Origin of the sequence: Marivita sp. (assembly GCF_051251565.1) — a bacterium.
GTDB lineage: Bacteria > Pseudomonadota > Alphaproteobacteria > Rhodobacterales > Rhodobacteraceae > Marivita.
Window position 1 is genome coordinate 100,723 of sequence record NZ_JBPOFB010000006.1, and the last position, 20,802, is coordinate 121,524.

The 20,802-nt window shown below is 60.1% G+C and carries 21 protein-coding genes; 14 read left to right on the plus strand and 7 right to left on the minus strand.

Going from position 1 to position 20,802, the window contains the following annotated elements; translation table 11 throughout:
• Position 1 precedes the first annotated feature (1 nt).
• From rplT to ACSHXH_RS10345, 3 genes are all read left to right on the plus strand, one after another.
• Entirely contained in the window at positions 2-367 is a 366-nt protein-coding gene (gene rplT / locus ACSHXH_RS10335; protein WP_435671711.1) for a 50S ribosomal protein L20, read from the plus strand.
• Between the two features lie 143 nt (positions 368-510).
• Positions 511-1,488: a serine hydrolase domain-containing protein gene (locus ACSHXH_RS10340; RefSeq protein WP_435671712.1), complete on the plus strand. Its 978-nt coding sequence runs from the start codon at positions 511-513 to the stop codon at positions 1,486-1,488.
• 68 nt (positions 1,489-1,556) lie between these two features.
• Positions 1,557-3,041, plus strand: coding sequence for a fused MFS/spermidine synthase (locus tag ACSHXH_RS10345; protein WP_435671713.1), 1,485 nt, complete (start codon positions 1,557-1,559; stop codon positions 3,039-3,041).
• 105 nt (positions 3,042-3,146) lie between these two features.
• On the opposite strand, the gene ACSHXH_RS10350 is transcribed toward ACSHXH_RS10345, so the two are convergent.
• Positions 3,147-4,331, minus strand: coding sequence for an OmpA family protein (locus tag ACSHXH_RS10350; protein ID WP_435671714.1), 1,185 nt, complete (start codon positions 4,329-4,331; stop codon positions 3,147-3,149).
• Between the two features lie 253 nt (positions 4,332-4,584).
• Between ACSHXH_RS10350 and pheS the strand changes: the two genes are divergently transcribed.
• The 5 genes from pheS to mscL all read left to right on the plus strand — a co-directional run bounded on the left by pheS (position 4,585) and on the right by mscL (position 9,877).
• On the plus strand, positions 4,585-5,655 hold the full coding sequence (gene pheS / locus ACSHXH_RS10355) for a phenylalanine--tRNA ligase subunit alpha (RefSeq protein WP_435671715.1): 1,071 nt from the start codon (positions 4,585-4,587) through the stop codon (positions 5,653-5,655).
• A gap of 79 nt (positions 5,656-5,734) precedes the next feature.
• Complete coding sequence (gene pheT, locus ACSHXH_RS10360; protein WP_435671716.1) at positions 5,735-8,131, plus strand: phenylalanine--tRNA ligase subunit beta; 2,397 nt, start codon at positions 5,735-5,737, stop codon at positions 8,129-8,131.
• Complete coding sequence (locus tag ACSHXH_RS10365) at positions 8,040-8,792, plus strand: class I SAM-dependent methyltransferase (RefSeq protein WP_435671717.1); 753 nt, start codon at positions 8,040-8,042, stop codon at positions 8,790-8,792. Before pheT ends, ACSHXH_RS10365 begins: the two co-directional genes overlap by 92 nt.
• A 54-nt stretch (positions 8,793-8,846) precedes the next feature.
• Complete coding sequence (locus ACSHXH_RS10370) at positions 8,847-9,296, plus strand: YtoQ family protein (protein WP_435671718.1); 450 nt, start codon at positions 8,847-8,849, stop codon at positions 9,294-9,296.
• Positions 9,297-9,451: 155 nt separating this feature from the next.
• Complete coding sequence (mscL, locus tag ACSHXH_RS10375) at positions 9,452-9,877, plus strand: large conductance mechanosensitive channel protein MscL (RefSeq protein ID WP_435671719.1); 426 nt, start codon at positions 9,452-9,454, stop codon at positions 9,875-9,877.
• A 98-nt stretch (positions 9,878-9,975) separates the two neighbouring features.
• On the opposite strand, the gene ACSHXH_RS10380 is transcribed toward mscL, so the two are convergent.
• The 3 genes from ACSHXH_RS10380 to ald form a co-directional block, all read right to left on the minus strand.
• Positions 9,976-11,010: a PQQ-dependent sugar dehydrogenase gene (locus ACSHXH_RS10380; RefSeq protein ID WP_435671720.1), complete on the minus strand. Its 1,035-nt coding sequence runs from the start codon at positions 11,008-11,010 to the stop codon at positions 9,976-9,978.
• Positions 10,931-11,269 carry a hypothetical protein gene (locus ACSHXH_RS10385; protein ID WP_435671721.1) on the minus strand — a complete coding sequence of 113 codons (339 nt, stop codon included), beginning with the start codon at positions 11,267-11,269 and terminating at the stop codon, positions 10,931-10,933. The genes ACSHXH_RS10380 and ACSHXH_RS10385 overlap by 80 nt, the downstream gene beginning before the upstream one ends.
• Before the next feature lie 246 nt (positions 11,270-11,515).
• The gene (ald, locus tag ACSHXH_RS10390) at positions 11,516-12,637 is read right to left on the minus strand and encodes an alanine dehydrogenase (protein WP_435671722.1); all 1,122 of its coding nucleotides are present in this window, start codon (positions 12,635-12,637) and stop codon (positions 11,516-11,518) included.
• 136 nt (positions 12,638-12,773) lie between these two features.
• On the opposite strand from ald, the gene ACSHXH_RS10395 reads away from it, so the two are divergent.
• The 3 genes from ACSHXH_RS10395 (at position 12,774) to ACSHXH_RS10405 (ending at position 14,229) form a co-directional block, all read left to right on the plus strand.
• The gene (locus tag ACSHXH_RS10395) at positions 12,774-13,232 is read left to right on the plus strand and encodes an Lrp/AsnC family transcriptional regulator (RefSeq protein WP_435671843.1); all 459 of its coding nucleotides are present in this window, start codon (positions 12,774-12,776) and stop codon (positions 13,230-13,232) included.
• A 51-nt stretch (positions 13,233-13,283) separates the two neighbouring features.
• Positions 13,284-13,694 carry a VOC family protein gene (locus ACSHXH_RS10400; RefSeq protein WP_435671723.1) on the plus strand — a complete coding sequence of 137 codons (411 nt, stop codon included), beginning with the start codon at positions 13,284-13,286 and terminating at the stop codon, positions 13,692-13,694.
• A 100-nt stretch (positions 13,695-13,794) separates the two neighbouring features.
• On the plus strand, positions 13,795-14,229 hold the full coding sequence (locus tag ACSHXH_RS10405) for an FKBP-type peptidyl-prolyl cis-trans isomerase (protein ID WP_435671724.1): 435 nt from the start codon (positions 13,795-13,797) through the stop codon (positions 14,227-14,229).
• 92 nt (positions 14,230-14,321) lie between these two features.
• Here the strand turns inward: ACSHXH_RS10405 and metG are convergent, their stop codons facing one another.
• From metG to ACSHXH_RS10420, 3 genes are all read right to left on the minus strand, one after another.
• The gene (metG, locus tag ACSHXH_RS10410) at positions 14,322-16,040 is read right to left on the minus strand and encodes a methionine--tRNA ligase (protein ID WP_435671725.1); all 1,719 of its coding nucleotides are present in this window, start codon (positions 16,038-16,040) and stop codon (positions 14,322-14,324) included.
• Between the two features lie 70 nt (positions 16,041-16,110).
• Positions 16,111-17,331 carry an MFS transporter gene (locus tag ACSHXH_RS10415; protein WP_435671726.1) on the minus strand — a complete coding sequence of 407 codons (1,221 nt, stop codon included), beginning with the start codon at positions 17,329-17,331 and terminating at the stop codon, positions 16,111-16,113.
• Positions 17,332-17,485: 154 nt separating this feature from the next.
• Positions 17,486-18,091 (minus strand): ImuA family protein, encoded by a 606-nt coding sequence (locus ACSHXH_RS10420; RefSeq protein WP_435671727.1) that lies wholly within the window; start codon positions 18,089-18,091, stop codon positions 17,486-17,488.
• Positions 18,092-18,213: 122 nt separating this feature from the next.
• Here ACSHXH_RS10420 and modA point away from each other — a divergent pair, with 122 nt between their 5' ends.
• The 3 genes from modA to modC are packed head-to-tail and all read left to right on the plus strand — an operon-like array spanning position 18,214 to position 20,785.
• The gene (modA, locus tag ACSHXH_RS10425; protein ID WP_435671728.1) at positions 18,214-18,996 is read left to right on the plus strand and encodes a molybdate ABC transporter substrate-binding protein; all 783 of its coding nucleotides are present in this window, start codon (positions 18,214-18,216) and stop codon (positions 18,994-18,996) included.
• Positions 18,996-19,691: a molybdate ABC transporter permease subunit gene (gene modB / locus ACSHXH_RS10430; protein ID WP_435671844.1), complete on the plus strand. Its 696-nt coding sequence runs from the start codon at positions 18,996-18,998 to the stop codon at positions 19,689-19,691. Before modA ends, modB begins: the two co-directional genes overlap by 1 nt.
• A complete protein-coding gene (gene modC, locus ACSHXH_RS10435; protein ID WP_435671729.1) occupies positions 19,688-20,785 on the plus strand; it encodes a molybdenum ABC transporter ATP-binding protein in 1,098 nt (365 codons plus the stop codon). The genes modB and modC overlap by 4 nt, the downstream gene beginning before the upstream one ends.
• The last annotated feature ends 17 nt before the right edge of the window (positions 20,786-20,802 follow it).

A 20,802-nucleotide genomic window follows, 5' to 3' on the forward strand; every position in this document is an offset into this window, starting at 1 on the left:
TATGTCCCGAGTAAAAGGCGGAACCACCACACACGCCCGTCACAAGAAGGTTATTAAGGCAGCCAAAGGCTTTTATGGCCGCCGCAAGAACACCTTCAAGGTCGCACGTCAGGCCGTCGACAAGGCGAACCAGTACGCCACACGCGACCGTAAAAACCGCAAGCGCAACTTCCGCGCATTGTGGATTCAGCGGATCAACGCGGCTGTGCGGATGCACGACGAAGCGCTGACATACTCCCGCTTCATCAACGGCCTCACATTGGCCGGGATCGAAGTGGACCGCAAAGTGCTGGCCGACCTCGCCGTGCACGAGCCCGAAGCGTTCAACGCGATCGTGGATCAGGCCAAAGGCGCGCTGGCCGCGTAAGCGATCACAGCCCAAAGTTTCGAAAGGCCCCGCTGGCTCAGCGGGGCTTTTTGTTTTCAAAGGTATGTGCTCGCCCGGTGTCTCGCACGCAGTCGTGATCCAAGTGCGCTGGACACGCGGCGGGAAGGCCATAAACCCGAACCATGATCAAGCGTCGTACATTTCTCTTGTCTGCCACCGCTGCGCTATGCGTGCCTTATGTGGTCCGTGCACAAACGGATGATCTGCGAGGCGCCATCGACGCGCTGCCGCAATTGCACTCGCTTCAGATCAGCCGGGGCGCAGAGACGCTCTTTGCCCAAGCGCCGCGCGGGCCGGGGCTTGATCGGCTGGCCAATATCAAATCCTGTTCGAAAAGTATTGTCGCGCTTCTATTAGGGGCCGCCATCGCGCAGGGCGATGTGCCTGCCGTCACCGCCACATTGGCCGAAACCGCCCCGAACATCCTGCCCGTCAACGCAACGCCCGGTGCCGCAGAGATCACGTTGGAAGACCTGGTCACCCTGCGCGCCGGGCTAGAGCGAACGTCGGGGGCCAACTATGGTGCATGGGTCAATTCGCGCAACTGGTTGGCGGACGCGCTGTCTCGGCCCATGGTGGCGCAGCCCGGTGATCAGATGCTTTATTCCACCGGATCAACCCATATCCTTGGGGCCGCCCTGACCGAGGCGACCGGTCAAAGCCTTTTGGCGCAGGCGCGCGACCGTCTTGGCGCTCCGCTGGACATTGAGATCCCTCCGTGGACCCGCGATCCTCAAGGCTACTACATGGGCGGCAACAACATGGCGCTGCGCCCCACGGCCATGCTGAAAATCGCCAAACTTATGCGCGACGGTGGCATGTATGACGGGCAGCAGGTGATCCCCCAAAGCTGGGTTGCCGCGTCCATGGTCCCATACGCACGTTCGCCTTGGTCCGGGCTGTCATATGGTTATGGCTGGTTTCTGTCGCCGTCCGGCTACACATTGGCGCGGGGCTATGGCGGGCAGATCATTGCGGCGCATTCGGGGGCCAATCTGGCCGTTGTGATCACTTCGGACCCCAATCAACCGGCGCGGTCGGGGGGATATTTTGGTGACCTGATGCGCCTTCTGGACGGTCCGGTTCTGGCGCGCGCCTGACACGAAGGGGTCTTGCCTTCGACCCGCGCAAACGCAACATGGGTGAAATTCCTTCGTTGCGAGGCCTTATGCCCACAGCTCCACTTTGGGTGCTTGTTACCCTACAAGCCACAATCGCTGCCGCCTCCATGGTGGTCGAGATCGTTGCGGGGCGCATGTTGGCGCCTTATGTCGGTATGTCGCTTTATACATGGACCTCTGTGATTGCAGTTGTGCTCGCGGGGTTCTCGGTTGGTCATTGGTGGGGCGGGCGACTGGCAGATCGACCTGGCGTCGACCCGATGGCGGCAACAGGCTGGGCGCTCGCGGCTGCGGCACTGACCACGGCACTTGCCGGTGCGGCGTTGCGCGCCTCAGCGGAACCCGTGCTGAGCGCCTTTCCGCAACCCGTCTGGGGCATCACCGGGCTGACGCTTGCCGCGTTCTTTCTGCCCTCTCTGTTTGCAGGCATCCCGGCGCCCTTGCTCACACAGGTGTCGTTGTCGGGTCCATCACGGCAGGGTCAGGCCTTGGGCGCGATGTTTGCATCCGGGGCAATCGGGGCGATTTTTGGCACCTTGCTGGCGGGCTTTGTCTTTATCTCGTTCTTGGGCAGCCTTTGGACCCTCGCAGCGGTGACGCTTGTTTACAGCCTTGGGGCAGCGCTGTGTTTTGCTTTGGCCAAACGGTTTCGCCTGATTGAAGGCGTGACCACGGTCGGGCTTGTGGGCTTGTCCGTCGCAACCGCCTTGTCGCCAAGCCCGTGCACCATCGAAAGCCGGTATTTCTGCCTCCAAAGCGTCGATGTGTCGGCGAACCCGGCACACATCACCCGCGCGATGGTGATTGATCATATGGTGCACGGCATTTCTGCGCAGGATGCGCCGGATGTGATGTTCACCGATCATGCCGCGATGCTGGATGCGCTGGCCCGCATTCGTGCCCCCAACAGCAGCCCGTCCAGCTTCTTGATTGGTGGCGGGAATTACGCGCTGCCACGGGCCTTTGCCCATCGCGGCCTGACACAGACCACCGTGGCCGAGATTGACCCTGCGGTGACCGACCTTGCTGCGCGGGATTTCTGGTTTGACCCGCAGTCGGCCATTATCCTTCATATGGATGCACGCCAGGCGTTGCGCACGGATACAACGCGCTTTGACATCATCATCGGCGACGCGTTCACCGACACGGCGGTGCCCCAGCACCTTGTGACGCGCGAATTTTTTGAACTGATCCAAAGCCGTCTGACGCCGGATGGCAGCTATTTGATGAACGTGATCGACTATGCTGACCGGATGCAGGCCGTTGGCAGTGTTGTGACGACATTGCGCGATGTGTTTCCCGTGGTTGAGGTCTGGGCCGAAGCGCGCCGTCCTGAACCCGGCGAACGGGTGGTCATGGTGATCGCGGCGGGACGGGCAGTGACGCCAGTGGACAGCTTTGTGGTGCCTGCCCCTGAGCGCACCAGCTTTGCCGCGCTGGGGGCCGGGTTTGTTGACCGGATTGCAGCGACCGGGTTTTTGTTGACCGATGATTATGCCCCGATTGACCGGCTTGTTGGGCCACGGGACTGACGGTCATATTTTACCAAATGGTAAAATCTTGATGCGAGACCCGGAACGATAAAAAGGCGGCCATGACAGCCGCCTTTGCGCGTCCGGTTTAGAACCAGACGGAACCTAGTTTTCAAGGATCACATCGAAATCGACGCGACGTTCGCTCAGCCCCGGCTGGCCAGCCAGAATCTGTGGCGACGAATGTGCGGCAATGATGATCTGCGCGGGGTCGAAGCCAGCCCCGACAAGCGAGCTCATCAAGGCGACCGCGCGTAGCCGCGCTGTGGCGGGGGTTTCACCTGAACCGGGTTCATCGGAAAACTGGCCGACAACACGCAGCCGTACACCGGGACAGGCGCTGGCCTGCGCGGCAAGACGCAGGACGGCAGGCAGACCATCGGACGGCGCTGTGATCGACCGGGGCGAATAGAACAGCTTGGTCTGTGCAACTGCCGCCTCAAGCTGCAACACGCATTCCGAACGAACGACCGGGGTGTCAATGCGGATCACGTCGGCGGTTTGAGCGACGTCCCGAATTTCGAACTCAACCCGACGGTCGTAATAGGCGGCGGGGCGACTGCCTGTGAGTCCGGAGGGTTCTGCGCTGCCAAGTCCGACAGATTGGAAGCGCGTCGTGTCGATGCCCGATGCCGCAATCCGCTTGAGCACTTCATCCGCGCGCTGTTGGCTCAGCCGCAAGTTTGCCGCCGGATCTCCCGACGGGTCCGAGTGCCCTTCGACGATTATTTCGACACTGGGGCAATCCTGCGCGACAAGACCAAGCAGTCGCGCCTGTGCCATGCCTGCTTCTTCTGTGGTCAGCCCGCCGCTTGGGAAATAGACGCGTGCTTGATCGGCAAGGATGCGCAGATCCTCAACGCAAGATTGGTCCTGCGCCAAATTCGCCTGTGCGGCGGCAAAAAATGCAGAAGGGTTTTCCGTGAGGGCGGTTTCCGGGGTGGGTTGGATCGACACGGGTTGTGGCTGAACCTCGGGTTCGGAGGGCGCGACAACCGCAGGTGCCGCAGCGGTGATATCAACCTCGGGGGTTTGCGGGGCTTGTACCACAGCCGCCTCGATCACGTCTTCGGTTTGCGGCAGATCGGACAGCAACCCTGCGGTCTGTTCGCCTAGGTCAACCGGGTTTTGGGTGATGTTGCGGGACACCTCAACGGTGTCAAACCCAGACAAGCGGTCCGCGCGATCGGACCCTTTCGCGCCGAAGTTAAGTGCGCCGGTTGCCGCCAAGACAATCGCGGCGGTCGGTGCGATCCACGGTAAATGCTTTTTCAAAATCTGTAGTGACATGCTTTCCCCCAAACTCGCTAAGCAGCATCAGAGCCCGTAATGGCCCAATATGTTGATAGTGATAACCCTTAATACTGCTTAATTTGGTGAAAGGGTCAACATATATGTCTTTTGATGGACTTGATAACAATCATTTCTGAACGGCTGGTCCTGTCGTGCCCCGTGGTCAAAGAATCAGAGACGGGTTTTGGGCTTGTCTTGCGTCCTTGCACAGGGGCGGCTAGGGAAAGCACGATATCGGCCGGAGGGTGACATGGACGATCTGCGCGACAAGTATATTGGGCTGATTGCATCGGCGAACGATGAAGCGGCGTTGGAAGACCTGCGCGTGCAGGCGGTTGGCAAAAAGGGCGAGATCAGCCTGAAGATGCGCGAATTGGGCAAGATGAGCCCCGAGGACCGGCAAGTTGCGGGCCCGGCGTTGAACGCGCTCAAGGATGAGATCAATTCGGCCCTGTCGGCCAAGAAAGTGGCTCTGGAAGACAGTGCGCTTGATGAACGCCTGCGCGGTGAATGGCTTGACGTCACGCTGCCCGGTCGCGGGCGGCGCCAAGGCACCATCCATCCGATCAGCCAGGTCACCGAAGAGGTCACAGCGATTTTTGCCGATATGGGATTTGCCGTGGCCGAAGGGCCGCAGATCGACACCGATTGGTACAATTTCGACGCGTTGAACATTCCCGGCCATCACCCCGCGCGTGCCGAGATGGACACGTTTTACATGCACCGCGCTGAAGGTGACGACCGTCCGCCGCATGTGCTGCGCACGCATACGTCGCCGGTGCAGATCCGAACGATGGAAAAGACCGGCGCGCCCATTCGCGTGATCGCACCGGGCCGGGTGTACCGCGCGGATTACGACCAGACGCACACGCCGATGTTCCACCAGGTCGAAGGGCTTGCCATCGACAAGGACATCTCCATGGCGAACCTGAAATGGGTGCTGGAGGAGTTCGTGAAAGCGTATTTCGAGGTCGACGATGTCGAACTGCGCTTCCGCGCATCGCACTTCCCGTTCACGGAACCGTCCGCCGAGGTCGATATCCGCTGTTCATGGGAAGGCGGCACGCTGAAAGTGGGCGAGGGCGACGACTGGCTTGAGATCCTCGGGTCTGGCATGGTGCATCCGAAAGTATTGCAGAACGCGGGCGTTGATCCTGAGCAGTGGCAAGGCTTCGCCTTCGGCATGGGCATCGACCGGATCGCCATGCTGAAATACGGCATCCCCGATTTGCGGGCGTTTTTCGATTCAGACCTGCGCTGGTTGCGGCACTATGGGTTCAGTGCGCTGGATGTGCCGACGCTGCATGGCGGTTTGAGCTAGTCTCGATAACCTATGGTGGGTTTGTAACCTGCTAAACTGGATTGGTGGGCTAAGCCCCCCCCTACAGGAAGACGAAACGATGAAATTCACCCTCTCCTGGCTGAAAAAGCACCTCGACACCACGGCGACCGTGGACGAGATCACCTATGCCCTGACCGATCTGGGCCTCGAGGTCGAAGGCGTCGAAAACCCGGCGGACACGCTCAAGGCGTTTACGCTGGCGAAAGTGAAACATGCCGAACAGCATCCCGATGCGGACCGGCTGCGCGTCTGTACGGTCGAGACCGACGAGGGCGACAAGCAGATCGTCTGCGGTGCCCCGAATGCGCGGGCGGGGATCACCGTCGTGCTTGCGAAACCGGGCGACTACGTGCCGGGCATCGACGTGACGCTAAGCGTCGGCAACATTCGCGGTGTCGAAAGCCACGGTATGATGGCGTCCGAGCGCGAGTTGGAACTGTCGGACGAACATGACGGGATCATTGAACTGCCCTCGGGCGAGGTCGGTCAGACCTTTGTAGATTGGTTGGCTCAGAACGACCCCGCCAAAGTGGACCCGGTGATCGAGATTGCGATCACACCGAACCGTCCCGATGCGTTGGGCGTTCTGGGCATTGCCCGCGATCTCGCGGCGCGCGGTCTTGGCACGCTCAGGTCAGGGGATGTGGCACCCGTTCCCGCCAGCTTTGTAGCGGATACCAAAGTGGTGATCGACGATGACACGCTGGATGGTTGCCCGCTCTTTTGCGGACGGATCATTCGCGGTGTCAAGAACGGGCCAAGCCCGAAATGGCTGCAAGATGCGCTGCGCGCCATTGGCCTGCGTCCGATCAACTTCTTGGTCGATGTGACCAATTTCTTCACCTATGACCGCAACCGCCCCTTGCACGTCTTTGATATGTCGAAGGTGACGGGTGACCTGCGGGTGCACCGTGCGCAAGGTGGTGAAGAGCTGCTGGCGCTGGATGGCAAGACCTACAGCTTGTTGCCCGGTCAGATGGTGATTTCCGACGCCAATGGGCCTGAAAGCATTGCGGGTATCATGGGCGGCGAGGAAACGGGCTGCACCGAGGACACTACGGATGTGTTCGTCGAAAGCGCCTATTGGGATCCGATCCAGATCGCCTATGCGGGTCGCGCGTTGAAAATCAACTCTGACGCGCGTTACCGGTTTGAACGCGGTGTCGATCCGGCCTTCACGCCCGAAGGTCTTGAATTGGCTGTGCGGATGATCGTGGATCACGCCGGTGGTGAGGCGTCCGAGGTGATTGTTGCAGGTCAGGTGCCGGACACGTCGCGCGCCTACAAGCTTGATCCGGCGCGGGTGATTTCGCTTGTTGGAATGGAGATTCCCGAAGCGCAGCAGCGCGCAACCCTGACAGCACTGGGTTTCACGCTTGAAGGCGAGATGGCGCATGTGCCGTCGTGGCGCCCGGATGTGCAGGGCGAGGCAGATCTTGTTGAAGAGGTGGCGCGCATCGCGTCCCTGACCAAGTTGCAGGGCAAGCCGATGGCACGCATGCATCCCGGTGTGCCCAAGGCGATCCTGTCGCCGATGCAGCGACGCGAACGCGCGGCACGACGGACGGCGGCGGCGTTGGGCTACAACGAATGTGTGACCTACACCTTTATCGACAAAGCCGCGGCTACGCTGTTCGGTGGTGGCGATGATGCCACCATGCTCGCCAATCCGATCAGCTCGGAAATGAGCCATATGCGTCCGGCGCTGTTGCCGGGCCTGTTGCAGGCGGCAGCGCGCAATCAGGCGCGTGGGTTCATGGACTTGGCGCTTTTTGAGCTGGGTCACGGGTTCCATGGCGGCGAACCCGAAGAGCAGCATTTGCAGCTTTCTGGCCTGCTCATCGGGCGCACCGGCCCCAAGGATGTGCATGGCACGTCGCGGGCGGTAGATCTGTTCGACGCCAAGGCCGATGCCGAGGCAGTGCTCTCCGCGATGGGGGCACCTGCGAAGGCGCAGATTATGCGCGGTGCCAGTCCGTGGTGGCATCCCGGGCGGCATGGCATGATCTGCCTTGGCCCGAAAAAGGTGCTTGGCGTGTTTGGTGAACTGCATCCCAAAGTGCTCAAGGCGATGGACATCAAGGGACCAGCTGTGGCGTTTACGCTTTGGCCGCAGGAGATACCGTTGCCGCGCAAGGTTGGCGCGACGCGACCTGCCTTGGTGCTGAATGATCTGCAAGCGGTCGAACGGGACTTTGCCTTTGTGGTGGCGTCTGATGTTGCGGCGCTGGACCTGATGAACGCTGCTGCCGGGGCGGATAAAGCGCTTATTTCGGATGTGCGTTTGTTCGATGAATTCATCGGCGGGTCGCTGGGTGATGGCAAGAAATCGCTTGCCATCACCGTGCGACTACAGCCCACAGGTGGGACGCTCAAGGAAGCGGATATCGAAGCGGTCGGCAAGAAGATCATCGAAAAGGTTGAAAAAGCCACCGGAGGCGTCTTGCGCGGCTGAGGCGGCAGCACACAGAGGGCGGTTCACCATGTATAGGTCGGCAAAGTTCTGGGATCGGGTTGCGGACAAATATGCCGCAACGCCGATCCGCAACCCCAAGGCCTATGAGGCGACACTGGATCAGGTGCGTGGCCTCTTGGCCCCGACCGACACGGTGCTAGAGCTTGGCTGTGGGACCGGCACAACCGCATTGGCGCTCGCCCCCAGCGTGTCCCGCATCGTGGCGACCGACGTGTCGGATGCGATGCTGGCCAAGGGCCGCGACAAGGCGCGGGATCAAGGCGTCGCCAACGTCGAATTCCTTGTCGCCGATACGTCAGATGCCCCCAGCGGACCGTTTGACGCGGTGTTGGCCGTCAATCTTTTGCATCTGATCGAAGACATGGACGGCGCGTTGTCGGATATTGCCGCGCGGTTGAAACCCGGCGGGGTTTTCGTGTCCAAGACCTTTTGCACGCCAGAGCGCCGCAACCTGATCTGGTGGTTCATCCAGACGGGGCTGCCAGTCATGCAGGCTGTTGGCAAAGCACCCTATTTCGCAAAACTGGCAACAGCAGAACTGGACGCCGCCATCACGCGAGCCGGGTTCACGATTGAGCAGACGCAGATGGCACCGGGCAAAGACCCGCGCCGGACGATTGTGGCCCGCCGGACCGATTGATTGGCCTTCGCGCCAAACTGCGCTACCCCTGTGAACAAACCAAAGGAGTGTCCCATGGGATTGCGTGTGTACCTGTCCGGAGAAATTCATACCGATTGGCGCGAACAGATTATTGACGCCTGCAAGGGCCTTGATGTCAGTTTTGACAGCCCGGTCACCGATCACGCCGCGAGCGATGATTGCGGTGTTGCGATCCTTGGGGCCGAGGAGACCAAGTATTGGCACGACCACAAGGGCGCGATGGTCAATGCGATTCGCACCCGTAAGGGAATCACCGACGCAGATGTTGTCGTGGTGCGCTTTGGTGAGAAATACAAACAGTGGAACGCCGCTTTTGACGCGGGCTATGCCAGCGCGTTGGGCAAATCCCTTATCATCCTGCAACAGCCCGAACACGATCATGCCTTGAAAGAGGTGGACGCCGCCGCTTTGGCGATGACGCGCAGCCCGCAAGAGGTCGCACAGATCCTACGTTACGTTCTGACGGGTTCATTGCCCGCGTGATGCGTGCATAGATGTTTTTCTGCTGTGTCTATGCAGTCAGAAACGCATATTTCCCCGTGCCTTTGTGAGCTTTGCGTGACAATCAGCACCGAAATGCTATCAAAATAGTGGGTTTGATCTTTTGATCTGAGCCCAGCAACACGAGGGAACGCGTAATGATTCAAGAATTCAAGGACTTCATCGCCAAGGGTAATGTCATGGACATGGCCGTCGGTATCATCATCGGGGCGGCGTTTACGGCAATCGTGACATCTTTGGTGGGGGACCTGATCAACCCGATTATCGCACTGTTTACAGGCGGGATTGATTTCTCGGGTTGGTTCTACACGCTGGACGGCAGTGAGCACGCGTCGCTTGCAGCAGCCCAAGACGCGGGCGCAGCGGTTTTTGCCATTGGCAATTTCATCATGGCTGTGATCAATTTCCTGATCATCGCGTTTGTGGTGTTCATGTTGGTGAAGATGGTAAACCGGGTCAAAGACGCCTCTGAGAAGGCGAAAGAGGCCGAAGTCGAAGCTGATACCGGACCAAGCGAACTTGATGTCCTGCTCGAAATTCGGGACGCCTTGAAAAAGGGCTGAGCGCTTATCTTGCTCAAAATGGGACGTTCAAAAAGATGGGGTGCGCAGGTTTTGCGCACCCTTTGTTTTGTCCCTGACCGCGCGTGGCGGTTGGTTGATCAGTTTCCGGGTGTCAGCTTGTAGATCACGCCTTCATCAACAGCCGCATACAGGCTGCCATCCGGACCAGAAACGACGGACCGGAAACGGCCTGCTTCCATCGGAAGCGTCATTTCGGTGACATCTGCAACGGTCATGTCTTCGTGCAGTTGGATCACGTCGATCCGCTGACCCATGGGTGTCCCGCCAAAGCCGATCCCCATGATGCCGACAACAAGTGCGCCATCCCAAGTGCCCCACTGTTCACCCTGCAAGAAGGCGGCAGACGACGTGCCTTGTGACCAGCCATTGTTGTCCCAGATCGGGGCCATGGCATCGGGATAGGTGTCTAGGTCCGTCATCGGCATAAAGGCCGCGCGTTCATAGCGGTCCATACCGTCCATCTGGTTGGGGCTATAGCCGCAATACCCGTCGGGGCAATCGCCGCGACCGGCCATATTCGGGCGCGGATCCCAACCGGCGTTGCCACCATTTTGCAGCACGGTGATCTCGTCCGAGTGCCATGGGCCATGTTCAGCAGCGATTGGTGTGCCGGTGGCCGGGTGGAACGCGATACCTTGCACGTTGCGGTGCCCATAGGTGAAAGTGCGCTTGTCAAACCCTTCTGGCGGCGCGTTGTCCGCAATCGCGTTACCGTCGGTGTCGATGCGCAGCACTTTGCTGCCCATGATCGTCGGACTTTGCGGCACGATACCGTTATGCGTGTCACCGGTCGTCAGGTACAGATGGCCATCGAGTCCAAAGCGAACACGCCCGCCGTTATGTGCGCCGGTTCCGCCAAAGGGGTGATCTGACGCTTCCATCTTGTAGGGCACGTCATCCACGATATCGGTCCGTTCGGACACGTTTGTGAAGTCTTCGTTCACCACCAGACGCATCAGTCGGTTGGTGTGCGGCGTGGCCATGTTTGACGTAGAATACACATAAATTTGGCGATTGTTGGCAAAGTCGGGGTCAACCGCCACGCCCATCATGCCTGCCTGCCTGACCGTCGCAGAACAGGTCGCCTGCAGAGCTGGCATAGCCTTCGGCATTTTCCATGCCCAAGAGGTTGTTGACTTCACCGGAGGGCATGAGAACGGAAAGGCCATCGCATTTTTCGGTAAAGAACATTGTTCCATCGTTGAGGAACGACATGTCCCACGGTTCGTCAACGTCCGAAAGAACCACGGTATGTTGCAGGCTTGTGGTGTTGACGCCCGTTTGTGCGGCAGCCTGTGACGCGGCCATCAATGACCCGGCCATGATCGGCGCAAGCGCAAGAACAGCGGTCGTACGAGATAGATAACCCATAATATCCTCCCTGATTTATGGTGTGCTCAACGTCCTCCGGCGACCCTCGGGGTGACCCTGGGTCAGTTGAGCAATTAAACGCTAGCTCTGGGATTTGGTTTAATCAACATCTCAAATACAACTTTTAAAATTCTTTAGTACCGCAAGACTAAAGTCTGGGTTGATTAAATTTGAAGTGCACACCTGCCTGGTCCAGGTGAATGAGAGGGTCGCAGCGCTTACAAAAATGCAAGCGCTGCCAGTGGGTTAGTCCACGTTTATAAGCGTTTCAGGCGCGATGACAGGAAGACCAAGCGCTTGGCCCACCGCGGCATAGGTCAGTTTCCCGGCGTGTATGTTCAGACCCGCCATAAGGTGTGGGTCATCTGTACATGCCAGTTTCCAACCTTTGTCCGCAAGCGCCAGCATGAATGGCATCGTGGCATTGCCAAGCGCGATCGTGGACGTGCGCGCCACGGCACCGGGCATGTTGGCAACACAGTAATGCATGATGCCATCCACGTCGTAGATTGGGTTTTCATGTGTTGTCGCATGCGAGGTTTCAAAACATCCGCCTTGGTCAATGGCGACATCGACCAGCGCTGATCCGGGTTTCATCGTGCCCAGATCCGCGCGGCTGACAAGCTTGGGGGCGGCAGCACCGGGGATAAGGACCGCACCGACAACCATGTCCGCCTGTGCAATCAACTCGGCGATGTTCGCCTTGCTGGCATACCGCGTGCGAAAGACCGATCCGAACACATCATCAAGATAGCGCATCCTGGGAAGCGAGCGGTCCAGTACGGTCACAGCCGCGCCCATGCCTGCGGCCACGCGCGCCGCATGGGTGCCAACGACACCGCCACCGATCACAACCACGTCGGCAGGGCCGACGCCGGGCACACCGCCCATCAACACTCCGCGCCCGCCATTGGCCTTTTGCAACGTCCACGCGCCCACCTGTGGCGCAAGCTTGCCTGCAACTTCGGACATGGGGGCCAACAAAGGAAGGCCGCCAGACCGATCGGTTACGGTTTCATAGGCGATGCAGGTGGCGCCCGACGCGATCAAGTCATGGGTCTGATCGGGGTCAGGGGCGAGGTGCAGATAGGTAAACAAAATCTGGCCTTCGCGCAGCATCTTGCGTTCCTCTGCCTGCGGCTCCTTGACCTTGACGATCATGTCGGCAATGGCGAACACCTCGTGCGCGGTATCAACGATCTTTGCACCGACAGCGATATAGGCCGCATCGTCAAACCCTGCGCCAATGCCAGCGCCGGATTGGATGATCACCTCGTGTCCGTGATCGACCGCTTCGTGAGCCGCGCCCGGAGTGATGCCGACGCGGAATTCCTGGGGTTTGATTTCGGTTGGGCATCCGATTTTCATGAGTGTTTCCTCCGACTCTGAATAAAGGGACAATGCGTGGTATCTTGCGCAAGTTTGTCTGGATCAATGGCGTCAATCAGGGCAGTTTGCGAAGAACCTTCGAAGAATGTGCAAATTGGCGGGAGAATTGGCTGGTATGGCTTTGGATGACATGGATCGGCGCATTCTGCGGGTGCTGCAACGCAAGGGGCGCATCTCGAATGCAGAGCTGGCGGACTCTGTGAACCTGTCGGCCTCCGCCTGTCACCGGCGAGTACAGCGGCTCGAGTCCGATGGCTATATCCGGAACTATGTTGCGCTGTTGAATGCCCGCAAACTTGGCATGCCGACAACCGTGTTTGTCGAGATCAAGCTTAGCAGTCAGGCCGACGACTTGCTGGAAGCCTTCGAAAAGGCGGTTGCACGGGTGCCAGATGTTCTTGAATGTCACCTGATGGCCGGGACGGCGGATTACATACTTAAGGTGGTGGCCGAAGACACCGAGGATTTCGCGCGCATCCATCGCCAGTACCTGACGCGCCTTCCTGGGGTGGCGCAGATGCAAAGCTCCTTTGCCCTTCGGACGGTGTTCAAAACGACTGCCCTTCCGGTTTAACCTTGTGCTAGGCTCAGCCTATTCATTTTTTGAACGATAAGGATTTTCAGGATGAGCGAGACGAATGGTTACATCGCGTGGAACGAATTGATGACCCGCGATGTGGAATTGGCAAAGACATATTACACGCATCTGTGCGGCTGGTCATATCACCCGATGAAGATGCCGGGCGGTCAGGACTACTTCGTGGCCCTGCTGGATGGGGCGGCTGTTGGCGGCATCATGGATACGTCGGACATCCCGTCCTATGACAAGATGCCTGTGCACTGGCTGACCTATATTGGCGTGGGGGATGTCGACGCAGAGGTGGCCAAGACCGAGCAGATGGGCGGCGTGATCATGCGCGATCCGATCACCATACCGGGCATCGGACGGATCGCGATTGTCAAAGACCCGGCCGGTGCGATGGTGGGTCTGATCACCGAAGCCGAACCTGTGGAAGAGGCGCCACCCGAAGGCTGATTTGTGTCTCGGGGGATGTCTTGTTAAAATGATGCAATGCACCGGAGCACCCGCCAGAGACGCGGCCTCCCACATTCATCCCCCGACATACGGAGTTTCCATGACCCAGGTAAAAACGGGCGACACTGTTGCGATTCATTACACCGGCACTTTGGCTGACGGTTCCACATTCGACAGCTCTGCGGGTCGTGAACCGCTCGAGTTTACAGTAGGCGCGGGCCAGATCATTCCCGGCCTTGACCAAGCGATGCCTGGCATGGCGGTGGGCGATACAAAAAAGGTGGATGTGCCATCTGATCAGGCGTATGGACCGCATGATCCAACCGCAAAACAGGCCGTGCCGCGCGCCGATATTCCGGCTGATATCCCGCTTGAGCCGGGCACCCAGCTTCAGATGCAGACACCCACCGGGCAGGTTGTTCCCGTGATGGTGGCCGAAGTCACCGAGACTGAAGTCACGCTCGATGCCAACCACCCGCTGGCCGGCAAAGACCTGACGTTTGACGTTGAACTTGTCGAAATCAAAGCCGCCTGATTCGGCATTGGCACCAAACTGCGGTTGCGTGGTTTGGTGCCAACCGGCCCCATTCAGGGGCATCGCGGAAACGACGGTGTGACGCCGGTGCGTTAGGCGCGCACACCCGCAAACTGGTCTTGCCAGCCCACCCGTTCTTCATCGCTGATCTTGCGGAATGTCACTTCGGGCACCGCAAAGCTGTGACCAACGGGCAGTGCTGTGATGGCTGAGGCCACGTCTTGAGGCCAAGTGGCATCATCGGCGTTCATGGCCGTCAAAAGCTGTGCAGACGCGTCCGGGATGAACGGGCTTGAGATTGCTGCATAGAAGCGGACCAGGTTCAGCGCGATGCGGATCTGCATCGCGGCAGCGTCGGGGTCTTCCTTAAAGGTTGTCCACGGCGCCACGTCTTGCAGGTATTCATTGCCCATGGCCCACAGCGCGCGCAGGGCGGCCGCTGCCTTGCGCACTTCGATATTGTCCATGTGGGTCTGGTATTCGACCAGCCCTGCATCCAACGCTTGGATCAGTGTCGCTTCGCGGTCGCCGGGTGTGCCGCCTTCGGGGACCGCTTCACCAAACTTGGAACGGCAGAACTTGGTCACGCGGCTGGCAAAGTTGCCCAACACATCGGCAAGGTCTTTGTTCACCGACGTTTGGAAGTTTTCCCATGTGAATTCGCTGTCCGAGCTTTCGGGCGCATGGCTGAGCAACCACCAACGCCAGTAGTCGGGGGGCAGAATCTCCAACGCCTGATCCATGAACACGCCGCGCCCCTGAGAGGTGCTGAACTGGCCACCATCGTAATTGAGGTAATTGAACGATTTGATGTAATCGACCAGCTTCCATGGCTCGCCCGAGCCAAGGATGGTCGCCGGGAATGACAGAGTGTGAAACGGCACGTTGTCCTTGCCCATGAACTGGGTATAGCGCACATCTTCGGCGCCTTTATCCGTGCGCCACCACCGTTCCCAATCTGCATCGGTCTTGCCATGCGCCTCGGCCCATTCGCCCGCACAGGCAATGTATTCAATGGGGGCGTCGAACCAGACGTAGAAGACCTTGCCCTCCATGCCGGGCCATTCCTCGGTGCCCTTCTTGACGGGGATGCCCCAATCCAAGTCCCGCGTGATGCCGCGATCCTGCAAGCCGTCCCCGTCATTGAGCCATTTCTTGGCAATGGAGGTGGTCAGGATTGGCCAATCCGTCTTGCTGTCGATCCACTCCTGCAACTTGCCGCGCATGTCGGACTGGCGCAGATACAGGTGCTTGGTTTCGCGCACTTCCAGATCTGTCGATCCCGAGATCGCCGAGCGCGGGTTGATCAGGTCGGTCGGGTCCAATTGCTTGGTGCAGTTTTCGCATTGGTCGCCGCGCGCTTTGTCATAGCCGCAATTCGGGCAGGTGCCCTCAATATAGCGGTCGGGCAGAAAGCGACCGTCGGCATTGGAATATACCTGCTTTTCGCTGACTTCGCGGATCAGGCCCGCATCGGCCAAACGGCCCGCAAAATGCTGGGTCAGCGCGTGGTTCTGCGGGCTGGAAGACCGCCCGAAATGGTCGAAAGACAGGCGAAAGCCCTTGGCAATCTCGGCCTGCACCGCCCACATTTCCGCGCAAAAATCGGCAACCGGCTTGCCCGCCTTGGCGGCGGCCAGTTCGGCCGGTGTGCCATGTTCGTCGGTGGCGCACAGAAACATCACCTCATTGCCGCGCGCGCGCTGGTAGCGGGCGTACAGATCAGCGGGCAATTGGCTGCCCACGAGGTTTCCAAGGTGCTTGATCCCGTTGATATACGGAATTGCCGACGTGATCAGATGCCGTGCCATATGCTGTGCGCCCGCGTGTTGTCTGAAGTTTGCGCCGCTTTACCGGATCAACGGGCCAAGTGCCAGAGGATCAGTCCTTTTCCCGGTTTGATCGCATAAGACGACCAATGAGGAACGATGTGCGCGGCGCATAGACATAGGGCGTTTTGGACTGGCTGGGCCGTGCGCGCATGCGGATCAGGCCAAAGATCACCAGACCGGCATGGCCCACCGCGATCATGGCGAACAGGGCTGGTGGACCGTAAACCCCCATCAGCACAGAGGCCAGGTACGGCGCGGCAATGGCACCGGTCGCATACCAGAACATCAGAGCGGCCGACAGTTCAACCCGTTCGTCATTGGACGCAAAATCATGGGCGTGGGCGGCAGCAACCGAATAGATGGGGAAGGTGGTCAACCCAAAGATCATCGCGGTCAGGAACACGCCTGCGGTTGACAGGTCCCGCAGGGTGGCTGTGACGATGCAGGATGCGATGGCCGCGACCGACAGCCAGATCAGCACCCAGCGGCGATCATACTTATCGGCAAGCCACCCCACAGGGTATTGCGCCAATGCACCGCCCGCGACAAAGGCCGCCATGAACAGCGCGATTTGGTCAAGCGCAAGGCCAACGCCTTGGCCATAAACAGGACCAACCATGCGGAACGACGCGGATGAAATTGCGGCCACGATCACGCCTGCCGCCGCAAGCGGCGACCGAGTGACCGCCAGCATCGGACGCAGGCGCGGCGCATCGGGTGTTTCGGGTTGAGGCCGCGTTGTCAGCGCCATTGGCAAAAGGGCGGCGCAGCACAGGATCGCGAGCAGGTTGTAGCTCACATAGGCGGCAGGGGGCAGAACCCCGATCAACAGTTGCGCCACCAGTGATGCGCCCATGTCGGCGATCCGGTAGAGGCCCATTGCGCGGCCCCGTGTTTCATTGGTGACCTCGGCCTGAAGCCACGCCTCGATCACCGTGTAGCACCCGGCAACGCAGATGCCGGTGGCAATCCGCATGAGGATCCATGCATTGGGGTCGGGCAGCATCATGTGACCGATCAGGCCCATGGCCCCCAGCACGGTGAATGCAGAAAAGGCCCGTGCGTGGCCGACAGTGCCCATCAGACGCGGCGCCCACCAGCAGCCCACGAAGAACCCGACGAAATGAGATGAGCCGAGAAGGCCTATCTCGGCCGTGGAAAAACCAAGCGTGATGCCCGAAATGGCGTCCAGCGGACCAACCCCGCCAGAGGAAAGTTGCAGCAAGACAACCGACAGGAACAAAGCGGCAAAGGACAAAGGCAAGCGCATGTATCCAAGGCTACCCCATCGACAGGGTCTTTGGTGCCGGTATTCGACGCCGCATGTCGTTTCTTTGGCGGATGTTAAGCTTTTTCCCAGAATTTTATGGAGGGGCTAAGAAATTTCGTACGAAATTTCTGATCATGGGGGGTGTGATGTGCGATCAGGGTGAACATGGGCCAAGCCCAGTCTGTGTGTGGGTCATGACCCAGTCGCGGGGCGGGGCCATGCGGGCGCGCAGGCGGCTCAGGGTCCAGTGGTCCATGCCTGTGTGATGGGCCGGCTCCAGCGACCAGCGGGTCTCGATCCCCGGTGCGCCGCCCTGATCCGGTGTCAGCAGCAACGCCAAGGGGCGACAGGCGCCAGCCCCAGACCCGGCCTCTGCCGCCAGATGCAACCGGCGGATCGGCACCATCGCCGGAGGGGAGGCCAGATCGGCAATCACCACCGTCGCGCGCCCGTCGCGCAGCGCCTCTTCCATCGCCCAAAGCAACAAGTCGCGTTTTGCGGGGGTTACAAAAAGAATGTGACCGGGATTGATCTGCTCGGCAATGGCGTCGGCGTTGATGAATTCGGACGCGCCATCCAGCCTGATCCAGACGATGGGTCCACCGATCTGTGCGGCGATTGACAAGGCCAGTGTACGCCGGGCCTGTCCGCACAATTCATGCACGCGGCCAAGGCGCAGCGCGATTTCAGGATCGCCCAGCGTGATCTGTGGCGCGGGCTGATGGGGGTGTCGTGACAGAAGGGCGGCGGCGTTGTGCATCGATAAATCATATATGTTCTTATTTTGTTCTCAAGAGATTCGTCGCACCCCAGCTCTGGACCCTTGCCTCGGATCGGTGCAATTGATCAGGTGGGCCAAAGCTTTGCCCCTATGACAAGGACGTGCCCTTCGTGATCCCGATGCTGCGTGCCACTGTGGTGATGATGTGCCTCGCCTTGCCTGTAAAAGCGGCGGATCTGACGGTGTTTGCCGCCGCGTCGCTGGGCGATGCCCTGTCCGATCTTGGGGCCGCGTGGGACGGCACAACGGGGCAGGGTGTGACGCTTGTTCTTGCGGGCAGCTCCACTCTGGCCCGTCAGATCGACGCCGGTGCCCCTGCCGATGTCTATGTTTCGGCCAATGCGACATGGATGGACTGGCTCGCAGAGCAGGGGCGTGTCCTGCCCGACAGCCGCGTTGATATCGCCTCAAACCGGCTGGTTCTTGTTGCGCATGCCCCCGATTTTGAGTCAGAGGCCGACATCACGCCCCAGACCGACATTCTGACTGGTTTGGGCGCGTCCGGGCGGTTGGCCATTGCCCTACCCGAGGCGGTGCCCGCCGGAATATACGCCAAGACCGCGCTTGAGGCGCTAGGCCTTTGGGGTGACCTCAGCACACGATTGGCTCCTACCGACAATGTTCGCGCCGCGCTGGCGCTGGTTGCCTTGGGCGAAGCGCCGCTTGGCATCGTCTATGCGACCGATGCCGTTGCAGACCCGCGCGTGCGTGTGGCTGGTGTGTTTCCTGACCAAAGCCACCCGCCCATCCGCTATCCTGCGGCAGCGGTGGCCGATAGCCCCAATTCTGACGCCGCCCGCGCTTTCGTGGCGTGGCTTGCCCAAGACACAGCCCAAGCCATTCTGGCGCAACATGGGTTTCTGCCGGTTGGGCCGACGCCATGATGGATTGGCTTGGGCCCGAAGAATGGCAGGCGGTTGCCCTGTCGCTGAAAGTCTCGTTCTGGGCGACGGTCTTAAGCCTGCCGCTGGGGTTGTTTTGCGCCATGGCATTGGCGCGGGGGCACTTCTGGGGGCGGGATGTCCTGAACTGGATGGTGCATTTGCCCTTGGTCCTGCCACCCGTGGTGACCGGCTATCTGCTGTTGCTTAGCTTTGGTCGTCAGGGCCTGGTGGGGGCGGTGCTTTACGATCTGTTTGGTGTCACTCTGGCGTTCCAATGGACCGGGGCCGCGCTGGCTGCGTCGATCATGGCGTTTCCCTTGATGGTGCGCGCGATGCGGCTGGCCATCGAAGCGGTGGACCCACGGCTTGAAGAGGCGGCAGCCACCTTGGGGGCCAGCCGGATCAAGGTGTTCAGCACGGTAACCCTGCCTTTGATCCTGCCGGGGATCATTGCAGGGGCTGTTCTGGCCTTTGCCAAGGCGATGGGCGAGTTTGGCGCCACGATCACCTTTGTGTCCAACATCCCCGGCGAAACCCGCACCGTGCCCTCTGCCATCTACGCCTTCCTTCAGGTGCCGGGCGGAGAGACCAGCGCGATCCGTCTGGTGATGGTGGCCGTTGCCATTGCCATCGCAGCCCTGATCCTGTCGGAATGGCTGTCTCGGCGGGTCGCCAAACGGATTTCGGGCGCATGATGTTGTCTGTCGATGTGCAGCGCGACTTGGGCGCATTCAGGCTCGACACGGTGTTCGATGCGCCAGAGGGCGTGACCGTCCTGTTTGGCAGATCGGGCAGCGGCAAGACATCCGTGATCAAATCCATCGCAGGGTTGCTGACGCCCAAATCCGGGCGCATCGCGCTTGGCGACCGCACGCTGTTTGACAGCACAGGGAGGACAAATCTGCCGGTGCACAAACGGCGGTTGGGTTACGTCTTCCAAGACAGCCGCTTGTTTCCGCATCTGAGCGTGCGTGAGAATCTGTGCTATGCCGCGCGGGTCAGTGGGCGCGGGTCACAGAGCCCAGATCATGTGGCGGATCTTCTTGGCATCGGGCACCTTCTCGACAGGCGCACCCATGCTTTGTCCGGGGGCGAGGCGCAGAGGGTTGCGATTGGCCGCGCGCTTTTGTCAGAGCCGGACATGCTTTTGATGGATGAACCCTTGGCGTCTCTGGACGAGCCGCGCAAGGCCGAGATCCTGCCCTATCTCGAAACCCTGCGCCGCGAGACAGGGCTGTCTATCCTCTATGTCACGCATAACATGGCCGAAGTGGCGCGTCTGGCGACTCACATCGTTCTGATTGACCAAGGCCGGGTGGCGCGGTCTGGCGCGCCCGAAGACCTTTTGACCGATCCGGACATGGTGCGTTTGCTCGGCATCCGGGATGCCGGTGCTGTTCTTTCGGCGACCGTGGTGGCACCGCCCGAAGATGGGCTGAGCGAACTCGCCATATCAGGCGGGCGACTTTATCTTCCTGCGGTGGATGCGCCGGTGGGGGCTGTCCTTCGGGTGCGTGTCCTTGCGCAAGACGTGATCCTTGCCAGAACCCGGCCGGACGGGATCTCTGCGCTCAACATCCTGCCGGTGCGCGTGCTGGCCGTGCGCCGGGGCGATGGGCCCGGTGTGATCGTGCAGATGCAGGCCGGAGACGACCGCCTGCTTGCGCGGATCACACGGCGCAGTGCGGATGCGTTGAACATCGTCGAAGGCACGGAGTGTTTCGCGGTCATGAAATCGGTTGCCGTGTCGCAGACCGATATCGCCGTTGGCTTGCAGAGCGGGCTGTAGCCGCTAGGGTGCGCGCA

Bases quoted from the DNA above. Each gene is read 5' to 3' on its own strand.
- rplT (WP_435671711.1), top strand. From the start codon at position 2: ATGTCCCGAGTAAAAGGCGGAACCACCACACACGCCCGTCACAAGAAG.
- ACSHXH_RS10340 (WP_435671712.1), top strand. From the start codon at position 511: ATGATCAAGCGTCGTACATTTCTCTTGTCTGCCACCGCTGCGCTATGC.
- ACSHXH_RS10345 (WP_435671713.1), top strand. From the start codon at position 1,557: ATGCCCACAGCTCCACTTTGGGTGCTTGTTACCCTACAAGCCACAATC.
- ACSHXH_RS10350 (WP_435671714.1), bottom strand. From the start codon at position 4,331: ATGTCACTACAGATTTTGAAAAAGCATTTACCGTGGATCGCACCGACC.
- pheS (WP_435671715.1), top strand. From the start codon at position 4,585: ATGGACGATCTGCGCGACAAGTATATTGGGCTGATTGCATCGGCGAAC.
- pheT (WP_435671716.1), top strand. From the start codon at position 5,735: ATGAAATTCACCCTCTCCTGGCTGAAAAAGCACCTCGACACCACGGCG.
- ACSHXH_RS10370 (WP_435671718.1), top strand. From the start codon at position 8,847: ATGGGATTGCGTGTGTACCTGTCCGGAGAAATTCATACCGATTGGCGC.
- mscL (WP_435671719.1), top strand. From the start codon at position 9,452: ATGATTCAAGAATTCAAGGACTTCATCGCCAAGGGTAATGTCATGGAC.
- ACSHXH_RS10380 (WP_435671720.1), bottom strand. From the start codon at position 11,010: ATGCCGAAGGCTATGCCAGCTCTGCAGGCGACCTGTTCTGCGACGGTC.
- ACSHXH_RS10385 (WP_435671721.1), bottom strand. From the start codon at position 11,269: ATGGGTTATCTATCTCGTACGACCGCTGTTCTTGCGCTTGCGCCGATC.
- ald (WP_435671722.1), bottom strand. From the start codon at position 12,637: ATGAAAATCGGATGCCCAACCGAAATCAAACCCCAGGAATTCCGCGTC.
- ACSHXH_RS10395 (WP_435671843.1), top strand. From the start codon at position 12,774: ATGGCTTTGGATGACATGGATCGGCGCATTCTGCGGGTGCTGCAACGC.
- ACSHXH_RS10400 (WP_435671723.1), top strand. From the start codon at position 13,284: ATGAGCGAGACGAATGGTTACATCGCGTGGAACGAATTGATGACCCGC.
- ACSHXH_RS10405 (WP_435671724.1), top strand. From the start codon at position 13,795: ATGACCCAGGTAAAAACGGGCGACACTGTTGCGATTCATTACACCGGC.
- metG (WP_435671725.1), bottom strand. From the start codon at position 16,040: ATGGCACGGCATCTGATCACGTCGGCAATTCCGTATATCAACGGGATC.
- ACSHXH_RS10415 (WP_435671726.1), bottom strand. From the start codon at position 17,331: ATGCGCTTGCCTTTGTCCTTTGCCGCTTTGTTCCTGTCGGTTGTCTTG.
- ACSHXH_RS10420 (WP_435671727.1), bottom strand. From the start codon at position 18,091: ATGCACAACGCCGCCGCCCTTCTGTCACGACACCCCCATCAGCCCGCG.
- modB (WP_435671844.1), top strand. From the start codon at position 18,996: ATGGATTGGCTTGGGCCCGAAGAATGGCAGGCGGTTGCCCTGTCGCTG.
- modC (WP_435671729.1), top strand. From the start codon at position 19,688: ATGATGTTGTCTGTCGATGTGCAGCGCGACTTGGGCGCATTCAGGCTC.